This window comes from Microcoleus sp. Pol10D4 (genome assembly GCF_036701555.1).
In the GTDB taxonomy this organism is placed as follows: Bacteria; Cyanobacteriota; Cyanobacteriia; order Cyanobacteriales; family Microcoleaceae; genus Microcoleus.
This window is the reverse complement of the sequence record NZ_JAUBRA010000003.1, coordinates 141,501-154,120: the sequence shown is the minus strand read 5'-3', so window position 1 is coordinate 154,120 and position 12,620 is coordinate 141,501. Positions and strand designations below refer to the sequence as shown.

Below are 12,620 nucleotides of genomic sequence, written 5' to 3'. Positions count from 1 at the left end.
TCGACTTAGCGCGACTCAACTGACCGCTGGCCGATCGTCTCACGCCGATCGTCTAAAATCTAAAATCGCAAGTCAAGTGATATGAAAGCTTGACAATACGTACAATCTGTGCTCTAAGAATTAATCTCTCCTTATACTTTGTACATAAGTGCCTTCTACTTTCTACGTTGCAAGAAGTTGTCTCAAATTTGACTGCAAACAAAAGTGTTTTAGGCGAAACTAAACCATACAATTTTCTAGACACCCGCAGCTATTGAGGAACAGCCCGATGAGTTCAGTCCTCCAGTCTTCAGAACAGGCTATTGATGCAACATCTATTTCCCCTTTTCCCGCTTACTCAAAATCAGACCTGTTTCTGCGAAATCGCCTCAAAGTAGTAGAGGACTTGTGGGAATCGGTGCTGCGACAGGAGTGCGGGCAGGAATTGGTGGATTTGCTCCAACAAATGCGATCGGTCAATTCCGCCGAGGGACAAGCCACTCACTTTCGCGAGTCGAATGTCGTACAGCTAATCGAAAAGCTCGATCTCAACGCTGCCATCCGCGCCGCTAGGGCTTTTGCACTGTATTTTCAGTTGATCAACATTGTCGAACAGCACTACGAACAGCGAGACCAACAGCTAGCTTACGCTAGCAGCAACGACGCTGGGGGGCGGATGTTTTCTAAGCTGCCAGGACAAGCAACGGATGCCCCCGATCGCCCCCGGCATAGGGAAGGCCCAAGCCCCACCCAAACAGCTTTGAGCAATGCAGACAGCAGTGAGACGATCGCCCGAGATGCCGGCACTTTTCACCAACTCTTCCCGATGCTGCTGCGCTTGAACGTGCCAAGCCAGCAAATCCAGCGGTTGATCGATCAGTTAGACATCCGCTTGGTATTCACCGCTCACCCGACAGAAATTGTCCGCCATACGATCCGCACCAAGCAGCGGCGAATGGCGAAGATTCTCCAACAGCTAGACCAAGTTGACGAGAAATTTCAGGTGCTCGGAACCGACTCTCAAAGCCCCTACCCGGTGTCTTGCTGGGAAGCGGCGGCTCTCCAAGAGCAACTGATGGAAGAAATTCGCCTCTGGTGGCGCACTGACGAACTGCACCAGTTCAAGCCGACTGTACTTGACGAGGTGGAGTACACTCTCCACTACTTCGATGAAGTTCTGTTTGATGCTATTCCCGAACTCTACCACCGATTAAAGCAAGCTCTGCACGCTTCTTATCCTTATCTGAAACCGCCGAGTTACAATTTTTGCAAGTTCGGTTCTTGGGTGGGATCGGACAGGGACGGCAATCCTTCTGTGACTCCGAAAGTTACTTGGCAAACGGCTTGCTATCAGCGCCACTTAGTGCTAGAAAAGTACATCAGCGCGGTGAAGCGGCTGAACGAACTTTTGAGTTTGTCGCTGCACTGGAGCGACGTACTGCCGGAATTGCTGGAATCTCTCGATCGCGATAAATCGGAATTCCCAGAGGTTTACGAGCAGTGGGCAATCCGCTACCGCCAAGAACCTTATCGGTTGAAGCTGGCCTACGTGCTCCAGCGGCTAGAAAATACGCGCGATCGTAATTGGCGGCTCTACAAAGGAGACGAGTTGCAGCGGGAACGCGAAGCTTTGTCAGAACATCCCGGAATGACCGGCCTTTATCGATCGGGCGCTGAGTTTTTAGCCGAGCTGCAGCTCATCGATCACAATTTAGTGGAAACAGGTTTGAGCTGTCGAGACTTGGAAAATCTGCTCTGCCAAGTAGAAATTTACGGGTTTAATTTGGCTTACCTAGATATCCGCCAAGAGTCAACAGTACACTCGGATGCTTTGAGCGAAATTGCTGAATACTTGCAAATTTTGCCAAAGCCTTACAATCAAATGTCGGAATGCGATCGAATTATTTGGCTGGCAACGGAACTGCAAACTCGTCGCCCTTTAATTCCAGCAGAATTGCCATTTTCTCCCAAAACTTGCGAGACGATCAATACCTTCCGAATATTGCGGCAAATGCAGCAGGAGTTTGGTCGGGAAATTTGCGAAACTTACATCATCAGCATGAGCCACGATGTCAGCGATTTGCTGGCGGTTTTGCTGTTAGCAAAAGAAGCGGGACTTTACGATCCGGCGACCGGAGTTAGCAGTATTCAAGTAGTTCCCCTGTTTGAAACGGTGGAAGATTTGAAAAAAGCGCCGGAAGTAATGCAAAAAATCTTTGATCTGCCGCTTTATCGCGCTTTGCTAGCAGGAGGATACGCGCAGGAAATAGCGGGAAAAAGCAAAGAAAATATCCAATGTCCAATCGAAACTCTCAAATTGCAAGAGGTGATGCTAGGCTATTCGGACAGCAATAAAGATTCTGGTTTTCTCAGCAGCAATTGGGAAATACACAAAGCTCAAAAGGCTTTGCAAATGGTTGCGGAAAAACACGGTGTGGAGTTGCGAATTTTTCACGGCCGAGGCGGTTCTGTAGGGCGCGGCGGCGGGCCTGCTTACAAGGCAATTTTGGCTCAGCCTGGAAAGAGTATTAGCGGGCGAATTAAGATTACCGAACAAGGCGAGGTTTTGGCTTCTAAATATTCTTTGCCGGAGTTGGCGCTTTACAATTTGGAAACTGTGGCGGCTGCGGTAATTCAAGCTAGTTTGCTGCACACGGGTTTTGATGGCATCGACCCTTGGAATGAGATTATGGAGGAGTTGTCGGTGAAATCGCGATCGCACTACCGCCATTTAATCTACGAACAGCCGGATTTAGTCGATTTCTTCCACCAAGTTACCCCGATTCAAGAAATCAGCCAGTTGCAAATTAGTTCTCGCCCCGCCCGTCGCGGTGGCAAGAAAGACATCAGCGGTTTGCGAGCAATTCCGTGGGTGTTTAGCTGGACTCAAAGCCGCTTTTTGCTGCCTTCTTGGTACGGTGTCGGCACAGCTTTGCAAGAGTTTTTGCTGGAGGAACCGGAAGAACACATGAAACTTTTGCAGTATTTCTACTTGAAATGGCCATTTTTTAGAATGGTAATTTCTAAGGTGGAAATGACTTTATCTAAGGTGGATTTGCAGATTGCAGAACACTACGTCCAGGAGTTAGCTTTGCCTGCTGATAAGGAGCGTTTTAAGGCTTTATTCGATCAAATTGCTGCCGAATTTCACTTGATTCGCGATTTGGTTTTAACGATTACCGGACACCAACGTTTGTTGGACGGAGATCCATCGCTGCAGCGATCGGTGCAGTTGCGAAATGCGACGATTGTGCCTTTGGGGTTGTTGCAGGTTTCGCTGCTGAAACGCTTGCGGCAGCACGGTAGTGGCGGGGTTCCGGGGGTGATTCACTCCCGTTACAGCAAGGGTGAATTGTTGCGGGGAGCTCTGCTGACGATTAATGGTATTGCTGCGGGGATGCGGAATACCGGCTAGGCAAATAGTTTTGAGTTTTGAATTAGTGGTAAGGTGCGCGATGGAGCACCTTACTACTGGTAGTTTCAGAATTCGCGCGATCGCCCATTGTAGTCACAGCCATAGGAAACTGTTCGCTATCCTAGCTGAGATTTTTTTATGTCTAAACGCAAACAGTCTGAAGGTTGTCGCCCGATGCTGCGGCGCACTTTTTTATTTTTAACGGGCATAGCTTTGGCGCGGGTTGCGGCTGACTATTTTACGATCGCCAAAAACCGAGATAGTTTCTTGACTCTGGCGGCTCAACTGTGGCAAAAGTCACTCGCTTTTCTATCAAGTATACAATCAAATCAAACTCCTCAATCTCTCCCTAGCAATCCCATTGTAAAATCGGGAAAAACCAATCAACCTCTGCCGAGTAATCCTATTGTAAAATCGTCAGAAAATTCTCCTGCTGCGCCGCCGTCTCAACCTAAAATTATCAGACGTTCCGCTAAGCAAGCAAAACCCGTACAACTAGACCGCCAAAATGTAGCTGGCGCAAGTTTTTATCTTACAACTATTGACCTCGCAGACCCAGAAATTTATATCACAATTGGGTTAGCTAATAATGCAGATTTTGCAAATACTTCTAAAGTAACGCGGGGCGACGAGCCTTTTGAAAATATGGTGTCGCGTTACCGGGCTGCTGTTGTTGCTAACGGGACTTTTTTTGGTAAAGATGAGCAGAAATCTGTGCTGGGAAATATGGTGTCGGCGGGTAAGTTTCTGAAATACAGCCGATGGGAAAATTACGGCACGACTTTGGGGATTAAAGCCGGGAATCAATTGGAAATGGTGACGGCTAGAATCGAAGGTAAGCCGGATTGGAGTCAACATTGGTTTTCTCTGACTTGCGGGCCGAGATTGGTTAAAGGGGGGAAAGTTTGGCTGTCTCCTTTATCGGAAGGTTTTAAAGATTCTCATGTTTTGGGGGTGGGTTCGAGAACGGCGATCGGCTTTCCGGCTTCGAGAGATAAGTTATTTTTGGTGACTTTTCTTGATAGTTTGTCTTTGGAAGCAGAAGCTAAGGTTATGCAGAGGATCGGCTGTTTTGAAGCGATGAATTTGGACGGGGGCGCTTCGGTGGGTTTGGCTCATCAAGGGCAGATTTTATTGCCGCCGGGACGGAATTTGACGAATGTCCTGGTGGTTTACGATCGCGAATATCCAGCGCCGGCTCAGTTAAAGGAGTCCTGGGAACGCTTTCAAAAGGGATCTCGACCTTCCGCCGATCCGTCCGTTTTTTTTGATTGATCTAGCAGAAGGAAGTTCGGCTTCCGTTGCACTTTACGGGATGTAACGGATGGAAGAAAGAAGTCCGATGGAAGTCGAAATCGAGGGAGCATCTCGATTTTGGGTAGTGCTCCCGAGGGAAGGATGAGAGAATAACTCGTATTGCTGATGAAGCAAGGATTTGACTGGGAGACTAAAGTCTCCCGCGATCGCCCTTCCCTGGACTGAAGTCACAGGGTTTTCAGCTTATTTCCTATAACCAGTGCTGGGGATACGTCCTTTCTGCCGCTAAATTATTAAAGATGACGGCGCACAAGACCAAGATTATTGAGCCCTCAAAAGCAGGTGTTAGCAAAAATTGCCAGTCTGGTTTGGTCATCATGACGACTAACGCCACTGCTCCCGAAGGCGGATGTAGAGTTCTGGTAATCTGCATAATTCCGATCGCACTAGAAACAGCCATTCCCATCGCCCAGGGAGAAGAACCGACAAAATGCAGAATGATTAAACTGGTGAGAGCAGCTAAGAAATTCCCCCCAATGACATTCCGGGGTTGAGCCAAGGGGCTGTCAGGGACACCAAAGATCAGAACGCTTGTAGCGCCAAACGGAGCCATTAGTAAAGGAGAATTCGTTTTTATAGCAAGATAGGACGTTGCAGTAATTGCCAAAAAACTACCAATCCAACTCCAAACAATATGCCGAGGATGAGGTCTGTCTACTGGGCAGGTCAATGCACACGATCGCCATCTCCCAAAGGTTTTAAACCAATAACTTTCCCATTTCAGTTGAATTTTTTTAGGGTCTATCATAAATCAGGTTACTTGATAACCAGGTTTCTTAAATTGTCTGAACTAGCCTCCGCTAAAGTTAAGATATCATAACAATTGGTCAAAAAGTAGTTAAAGGCACAGATTTTTTACTTATATGCCAATCAAGCTGCAGCTAACCACTCGGTCGGGGCGGACTAGCAAGTTTGGTCGGTTTTGCAACAGACGTTATCGGCAGTCGCACAACTTCAGCGTTAGCCGTCAGAGTTATTGATGAGGGTAAAGCGAGAGGTTATTTGTAAGGTGCGATGCCCAGCAAGCATGAATTGAAAGATCGCACCCACACTTGGAATAAGTCTCTAGTTCAGAATGCGATCGCCGTTTTTTGGTTAGTGCGATCGTCTCGCTCGCACTCGGATATAATTACGAACTTAATCTTCGCTACGGAGAGTTTTCCCACTCGGCGGTAAGCTTGCGGAAATTGTATTGAGACGCGCCGGGGTGACAAGTAACGCAACTGCTGATATTTGCGGGTTGTGGCAGTTTTACTTTGGGGTGCAGTGCTTTGAAATAGCGAGAACTGGCGACTCGGTAGGCGATTTCTTCGTCTTTGGCTTGGGGACGGGAAAAAGTTTGCAGGTAGTTCCACACTAGGATGCGGGGTGGGTCTACTAGCAGTTTGATGGTTTGTCCGTAGTGTTGGGAATCTTGCAGCAATCTGCGCCAAGTTTCTGTAGGTAATACTTGTGGCGGTAAAGCGATGTGACAGGTGGCGCAGTTTTCTAGGTACAGTTGCTGTCCGAGTTGGTAGCGTTCGGGAATGCGATCGACAGTTCCAGTATCCTCGATCGAAGAAACCTGAGCAAGTCGCGCGGGAGTGCGAGAGTAGGCAGTTTGAGCTGCAACCCATCCGCCGCAGGTACAGCAGATAATTATCAACACTAGCAACGTTGAGTAAAGCCCCCGCAAGCCTACTCTGCGACGTTTGCGGGGTTTTTCCTGTTTCATAATTCTGAATTTATTTTTGGTTAAATTACTGGTATGCTCATGCCTTCGCGGGCTAAGCAGCTATTGGCGAACGCTGCCTGCACCTCTGCTTCTGTACGATCGAGAAAATTGTCGTCGTGGCCCGGATCGTGGTGAAACATCACGATTTTTTTGACTCCAGCAGCTTTCGCTATTTCTACTCCTGCTTGCCAAGTCGAGTGTCCCCACCCGACTTTTGGGGTTTTGAAGTTGTAATACTCTTCGTTGGTGTAGTTGGCGTCGTAAATCAGCACGTCGGCGTTGCGAGCTAGGTGTACCACGTTGTCGTCCAGGCGATCGGGAAAGTGCTCTGTATCGGTGCAGTAGACGGCTGTGTGTCCCTCCCAGGTGACTCGATATCCGATCGCGGTGTTGGGATGGTTCAGCAGTGCCGTTTCTATTTTCACATCGTCGAGTTCGAGAATATCCCCAGGCGTCAAATCGTTGAATTTGAGGTCGGACTGCATGACTTGGATGGGGACGGGAAAATTGGGGTGCACCATTTGGTCAGCAAGACGGTGTTTGATGGTAGTGCCGTTGGGGGCGATCGCACCATAAATGTGAAAGCAGTTCCCTGGGATAAAGGCGGGAGTAAAGAACGGAAAGCCTTGAATGTGATCCCAGTGAGTATGACTGAAAAACATATGGGCTTCCACCGGCATTTGCCGCAGCAAGTTTAGGCCCAGAACTCGCAGACCGGTACCGCCGTCAAATATCAGGCGTTTTTTGCCCAAGCGCATTTCTACACAGGAGGTGTTACCTCCGTAGCGAAGTGTTTTGGTGCCGGGGGTGGCGATGCTGCCCCGCACGCCCCAAAACTGAACGACAAACTCGGTCAAAGGACTATTTTCCATACTGGCTTTGCGATCGGAAGGCTGTGGATTGGGTAGAGAGGGTGCGGAATCTGGCATTTTTTTTAGTTTTGGGGGCTGGAACTTGGGAGTGGAAATCTTAGTTTTTACTTTTTAGTTTTTAGCAATCTGTACTATAATAAAGCCCTTGATCGGGAAACTATTCGAGTGCCTAATACTTGGGCTGTTAGAATTCTCAACCTTACCGATTCGTGTAGGAGATGTCACGCTTAAGAGATTATTTTTTGCATCATGCGGGCTGCCCGCCGTGTTATGTGTTCTGAGATTAAGATAGCGCCGAATAAGAGTGTTCGGGTAAAACTTCCTCCACTGTATAACTCATTCTCCAGAGGTAGAATTTGCGCTTCATCTTACTCTATGAGTAGTATTTTTTTCAAGATTGGGGCCGGGGCGCGGTTTTGAGGAATGCCGTTCCGGTGACTCGGCATTCACAACAGATTTGATCTTCTACCTACCCGTTCCTCGACTGCATCCCTAGACGTGCAGCGATTGCCTTAAGTTCGGCCTCCTGAGTTTTTAGTCGGGTTGCAGTCGAGGAGTGCGGGCTAGGGGCTTATTTGCGATCGGCTGCGATGCACTTTTCCACTAAGGGCATGACTTGATCAACATCTTGCCAACCCAGAATTTCGGTGACTTTTTTCTCCAAATTTTTGTAGGTTCTAAAAAATTCGGCTATTTCGTCCAAGCGGTGGGGGGCTACGTCTTTGAGGGACTTATAGTGAGCATAGCGGGGGTCTTTGTCGGGAACGCACAAAAGTTTCTCGTCCCTGTCGCCTCCGTCGATCATTTCCAGCATTCCGATCGGACGGGCTGCGATTATGCACCCTGGAAATGTGGGCTCATCCATCATCACCATGCCGTCGAGGGGGTCGCCATCATCGGCTAAGGTATTGGGTATGAAGCCGTAGTCGCACGGATATTGGACTGAGGAAGAAAGCACCCGATCGAGAGCAAAGGCTTGCAAGTCTTTATCAAATTCGTACTTGTTTTTGCTACCGGCGGTAATTTCGATGAGGACGTTGAGCAGTCCTGGTTTCGGCTGTGCCGGAATTAGCGATAAGTCCACAACAATATCTCCAAGTTAACAGATGATTGGGATGAGTGCTACTTGCCAAATCCCTTTGATAGCATTTTACGGGCGATCGGGCCTTTCGGCTGCATGAGATTGACCGAAAGCGGGGGAGTGTGTCGCCGGCTGGGGGAATACACTGGACGGGCGAGACGCCCATCCCACAAAAGAGAGAGCGGACGGGCGGGACGCCCATCCCACAGTTTGAGAGGGGAATGCTTTGTTTGGGCGAGGGAGATATTTTCAGAACCATATATTCTTTTTACTCTGTCCAAGTTCTTTTAATTTTTACTCCCAACCACTGGCTTAGTTCTGTCGCTAACCACTCGATTTCTGATTCACTTAGTCCCTGCTTCACTCCTAATCGATATTTTTGGTTGCCGGTTTGAATAATCATCTGAGAAACTTTGTATAATTCTGGTCGCTTATCGGGCATAAGAGATTTAATTTCTTCAATTTCCAACTGGCAAATGTCCGGTCTGGGGGCTGCCTTGGAATTATTCCATCTCAACCCGAGCAGATGGCTGCTATAGGATATTTGCTGGCGATCGATTCTGAGACGCCTTTCCCGAAATACTGCAAATATAAACTTTATTCCTACCACACATAAGAAACTTGCTGATATTATTATAAAGAATTGGTCATCTATCTTTAACGTAGCGGTGAAAAAATTTCTCTCTATAAATGAGATATTACTCGCAGCTACCGCCGCCGAAAGCTGAGCCATTAAACCAAAATCGATGCCTTTTGGCGGAATTACAATTTCTATAAACTCCGAATTTTTTGTTAGTTTAATATCGCTGCCTGGTGGCGGCTGCACCACCATAGGACTTTTGTGGATAGGGCGGGGATTTTTTAGCGACAGCAATGCTTCTCCAGCCGAAGATAACCGTTTTTCTAAACTCGGTTCTGTCATCCACTCTAGCCAATAAATTAAATTAGAATTGAGATACGTTACCCGATCGCAAAATTGAATTTTCAAATCCTGCTGTGACAGTTCGGTGGGATGCAAACCCGTTACCAAATAAATTAAAGTTGCACCTAAACCGTAGAGGTCAGAAGCCGGAACCGATCGCCCGCCAAATTGTTCTGGTGCCATATATCCGTAAGTTCCCACTACTGTAATTGTGCCGCCAAATTTTGCCGCTTGGTTCTGCACCGAACCGAAATCAACTAAATAAACTTGTCCCACCGAGTGACCGGATCTGCTGTGCAGTAAGATATTGCTGGGTTTAATATCGCGGTGAATAACAGGCGGATCTTGCTGGTGCAAATAAATCAAAATTTCTAACAGCGATTTAGCTAATTCTTTCACCTCGCTTTCGCTAAAAGTACGCCCCGATCGCACATGGTCTTCCAAATTTTTACCCTCTACATAAGTCTGTACCAGGGCAAATCCTTTGCTGTCTGGTTCGTCAATTTCCAGGTAGTCGAGGTAGCGCGGAATTGCTGGGCGATCGAGTGCTTTTAAAGTTTCTGCTTCCCGTTCAAATAGCTTGAGGTCTTGCCATTCAAAATCGCTGCCGAGGAATAGCTGTTTGATGACAACTAATTCTTGAGTTTGTAAGTCACGAGCCAGCAAAGTTTGCCGGCCAGTTTGTTTTCCCAGTTGTCGGTGCACTTCGTAGCGTTCTGCTAATATTTTGCTGCTCATGTTTTTTTACATTAATTTTAATTTGAGGTTCTCATTGGAGTCCAAAAACCGGGTTTTTACGAAAATACTTCGTTGCAACCCCCAGATTCGCAAAAAAACCCGGTTTATTTGCTCGGAGTGAGTCCAGCGCTATCTAAATTTTAGATTACAGTCCGCTTTCTTTTTGATACCACCGGGCAATAGACTTGCTACTTGTCCCCATTGACAGTCCTGCAATTAGCGACGGTGCAAGCACGAAGAGAATCTCACTAATGAAATCATCTGGCTGATTCCAACCCGTCATCCAAAAGAAGACGATGCTTATCGAGGTACAGAGTAAGATACTAATTACAGTTAAAACCTGTCGGTGAAGTTTGGGATTAGTTAGGGGAAAAAACCACAAGCGTGTGACGATTCCTACGATTATTCCGTTCCCCAAACCCAGCAGCAAGCCAAGAAAAATACCGATGAATGCTCCGATAATTGTCCCCAGTCCCGGAAAAATAAAGGTGCTGTAAATTGCTGCACAAGCTCCTACAGCTAGAGTTCCCATCCAAGTGCTGCGCCCGATCGCATTCTTGAACAACCTAGAGGTATCTAGCATTTTTCCCAGTCTCAATGTCTGGGAATATTTATTTATTTGCTGCGGTTTTTCTAGAACTTCTTTTGCACTCTGGGCTGAGGTGGGACGGCGCTCTAAACTGGGATGCGTCAGCCACTTCAGCCAATTGGTAAAACCGGGACTGAGTTTGGTCAATTGCTCGAATTCTAGCTGCAAATCTTTCTGCGGCAAGTCCGCAGGATGCTGCTTGGTAATTAAGGCGATTAATGTTGCTCCCAAGCCGTACAAGTCGGAAGCGGGAACCGCCCTCCCGCCAAATTGTTCGGGCGGCATATAGCCATAAGTTCCGACAACGGTGACTGTTTTTCCTTGTTGAGTGGCTAGGGTTTGAACTGCACCGAAATCGACTAGGTAGACTTCGCCGACGCTGTTACCCGATCGATTTTTGAGTAAAATATTGCTGGGTTTAATGTCGCGGTGAATGACGGGGGGCTGTCGCTGGTGCAGGTAGGCGAGGATGTCTAATAATGCTGTTGCTAATTGTTTGACTTCGCTTTCGCTGAAAGTGCGGCCGTCTGAAAGATGTTCTTGTAGGGATTTTGCTTCGATGTAACTCTGAACTAGGGCGAATCCTTTGCGGCTGGGGGTGTCGATTTCAAAGGAGTCTAGATATCGGGGAATTGCGGGATGGGATAGGGATTTTAAGGTTTCGACTTCTCGCTCGAACAGTTTTAAGTCTTCCCAGTTAAAGTCGCTGCTGAATGAGAGGAGTTTGACTACTACTTGCTGTTGGGTTTTTAAGTCGCGGGCGAGTAAGGTTTGCCTTCCTGCTTGCTTGCCGAGCCGCCGATCGCACTGATAGCGATCGGCTAATATTTCTTTTGACAAATCGCCGATTTTTTGTCCGCTCATGTTCTCTTGCCCTAGAACCGATTAAACCTAGTGTAGTTGACAAAAGTGCAATAATCGGAAAGGTTCGGGATACGGCAAAAAAAATTTTATGTCAAAGAGCAACTGCCTTTAAGAGCCAGCGATCAAGCACCCTAAAGACGCCCCTGAATAAAGCTGGAATTTAATTTTGGATTTGCTTGTAAATTGACTGCACTACGTCGAGCAGGCTCAAGACTTGCTGCCATTCGGGGGCATCGGGGTTGTAGCTTTTGGCGCGCTGAGCTTTCAAACTGTGGTGCAAAAGGGAAAGCAGCGCGTCTGGAGACTCTAAAGAATTGTCATCTTCATCTGCCGGGGTTTGGGCTGCATTTTCTTCGATGTCTTCTTTAATTTTTTGTGCTCGATCGGCGAGGGCTAAAGATCTGCCTGCAAGGTTTTCCGGCATTTTGGGCTGTTCGGACAAAGACGCGCTGGTTAGTTCTACCAATAGTTGGCAGACTCGATCGACCCATTCGTGATCGTTTACTGAAAAGGAACCGGATTTGAACACTTGCCCGTCAGGTCTTTGCTGAATGCTTTGTACCTTCTGGATCAGAGGGATAGCCTTAACAGTGATGTTTTCCGGGATTCTGGGGATATCTGACAGGGAGCTCCGAGCAATCTCCAGCAATAGTTGGTAAACCTGATCTACCCACTCAACATCTCCCGATTGCGAATTCCAATTATTCATAACTGACGCTAGTGGTTTTCTATATCTAAGACTAGAACATTGACTATCTGCGAAGTCAGCTCTTTTTATGAGCCGCTAACGCTATTAAGACTTACGCGGGCGGGGTGATCAACCCGGTTTTTGAGCGGATGTTTTGCCGCCTTTCTCCAAGATTTTTCTCAGAAACCGGGTAACGCTGCCGCCCGTCCTAACTATTTTTAAGCGCTTCAAATAATAGAAGTGCTAAGTTTGTTGCGGTAGGTAGTGCTAACGAAACACGTAGGGCGAAACCCGTGGCATCTCGCTTGCAAATTCAAATCCGGTTATATAACCATAATACCTGTTGGAGCTTATTTACAATTACCTCAATAGGATATTCAGGTTAATTGCTGGTGGGATGGGAGGCGCACCCCCGATCGCGATCGCCCCCACCCGGAACCC

Annotated in this window: 11 protein-coding genes; 3 read left to right on the top strand and 8 right to left on the bottom strand. The window is 47.6% G+C overall.

The window, feature by feature from the left end:
• Nucleotides 1–268 precede the first annotated feature (268 nt).
• Both ppc and QUA36_RS03235 read left to right on the top strand, forming a co-directional pair.
• Nucleotides 269–3,394 carry a phosphoenolpyruvate carboxylase gene (ppc, locus tag QUA36_RS03240; protein WP_333161545.1) on the top strand — a complete coding sequence of 1,042 codons (3,126 nt, stop codon included), beginning with the start codon at nt 269–271 and terminating at the stop codon, nt 3,392–3,394.
• A 138-nt stretch (nt 3,395–3,532) separates the two neighbouring features.
• Nucleotides 3,533–4,669, top strand: coding sequence for a phosphodiester glycosidase family protein (locus QUA36_RS03235; RefSeq protein WP_333455497.1), 1,137 nt, complete (start codon nt 3,533–3,535; stop codon nt 4,667–4,669).
• Nucleotides 4,670–4,901: 232 nt separating this feature from the next.
• Here the strand turns inward: QUA36_RS03235 and QUA36_RS03230 are convergent, their stop codons facing one another.
• Nucleotides 4,902–5,459, bottom strand: coding sequence for an HPP family protein (locus QUA36_RS03230; RefSeq protein ID WP_333455495.1), 558 nt, complete (start codon nt 5,457–5,459; stop codon nt 4,902–4,904).
• A 266-nt stretch (nt 5,460–5,725) separates the two neighbouring features.
• On the opposite strand from QUA36_RS03230, the gene QUA36_RS03225 reads away from it, so the two are divergent.
• Nucleotides 5,726–5,887: a hypothetical protein gene (locus QUA36_RS03225; protein WP_333455493.1), complete on the top strand. Its 162-nt coding sequence runs from the start codon at nt 5,726–5,728 to the stop codon at nt 5,885–5,887.
• Here the strand turns inward: QUA36_RS03225 and QUA36_RS03220 are convergent.
• From QUA36_RS03220 to QUA36_RS03190, 7 genes are all read right to left on the bottom strand, one after another.
• Nucleotides 5,859–6,425, bottom strand: coding sequence for a diheme cytochrome C (locus QUA36_RS03220; protein ID WP_333369553.1), 567 nt, complete (start codon nt 6,423–6,425; stop codon nt 5,859–5,861). The two genes, QUA36_RS03225 and QUA36_RS03220, sit on opposite strands and share 29 nt — an antisense overlap.
• Before the next feature lie 20 nt (nt 6,426–6,445).
• Nucleotides 6,446–7,354, bottom strand: a complete 909-nt coding sequence (locus QUA36_RS03215; protein WP_333455490.1) for an MBL fold metallo-hydrolase — start codon at nt 7,352–7,354, stop codon at nt 6,446–6,448.
• Between the two features lie 514 nt (nt 7,355–7,868).
• A complete protein-coding gene (locus QUA36_RS03210; RefSeq protein ID WP_006634582.1) occupies nt 7,869–8,381 on the bottom strand; it encodes an inorganic diphosphatase in 513 nt (170 codons plus the stop codon).
• 38 nt (nt 8,382–8,419) lie between these two features.
• A complete protein-coding gene (locus tag QUA36_RS03205; protein WP_333455488.1) occupies nt 8,420–8,659 on the bottom strand; it encodes a hypothetical protein in 240 nt (79 codons plus the stop codon).
• Complete coding sequence (locus QUA36_RS03200) at nt 8,647–10,038, bottom strand: serine/threonine-protein kinase (protein WP_333455486.1); 1,392 nt, start codon at nt 10,036–10,038, stop codon at nt 8,647–8,649. The genes QUA36_RS03205 and QUA36_RS03200 overlap by 13 nt, the downstream gene beginning before the upstream one ends.
• A 145-nt stretch (nt 10,039–10,183) precedes the next feature.
• Nucleotides 10,184–11,491, bottom strand: a complete 1,308-nt coding sequence (locus QUA36_RS03195; RefSeq protein WP_333455484.1) for a serine/threonine-protein kinase — start codon at nt 11,489–11,491, stop codon at nt 10,184–10,186.
• 160 nt (nt 11,492–11,651) lie between these two features.
• The gene (locus tag QUA36_RS03190) at nt 11,652–12,200 is read right to left on the bottom strand and encodes an inorganic pyrophosphatase (protein WP_333165431.1); all 549 of its coding nucleotides are present in this window, start codon (nt 12,198–12,200) and stop codon (nt 11,652–11,654) included.
• Nucleotides 12,201–12,620: the final 420 nt, after the last annotated feature.

Bases quoted from the DNA above. Each gene is read 5' to 3' on its own strand.
- ppc (WP_333161545.1), top strand. From the start codon at position 269: ATGAGTTCAGTCCTCCAGTCTTCAGAACAGGCTATTGATGCAACATCT.
- QUA36_RS03195 (WP_333455484.1), bottom strand. From the start codon at position 11,491: ATGAGCGGACAAAAAATCGGCGATTTGTCAAAAGAAATATTAGCCGAT.
- QUA36_RS03220 (WP_333369553.1), bottom strand. From the start codon at position 6,425: ATGAAACAGGAAAAACCCCGCAAACGTCGCAGAGTAGGCTTGCGGGGG.
- QUA36_RS03190 (WP_333165431.1), bottom strand. From the start codon at position 12,200: ATGAATAATTGGAATTCGCAATCGGGAGATGTTGAGTGGGTAGATCAG.
- QUA36_RS03230 (WP_333455495.1), bottom strand. From the start codon at position 5,459: ATGATAGACCCTAAAAAAATTCAACTGAAATGGGAAAGTTATTGGTTT.
- QUA36_RS03235 (WP_333455497.1), top strand. From the start codon at position 3,533: ATGTCTAAACGCAAACAGTCTGAAGGTTGTCGCCCGATGCTGCGGCGC.
- QUA36_RS03200 (WP_333455486.1), bottom strand. From the start codon at position 10,038: ATGAGCAGCAAAATATTAGCAGAACGCTACGAAGTGCACCGACAACTG.
- QUA36_RS03215 (WP_333455490.1), bottom strand. From the start codon at position 7,354: ATGCCAGATTCCGCACCCTCTCTACCCAATCCACAGCCTTCCGATCGC.
- QUA36_RS03225 (WP_333455493.1), top strand. From the start codon at position 5,726: ATGCCCAGCAAGCATGAATTGAAAGATCGCACCCACACTTGGAATAAG.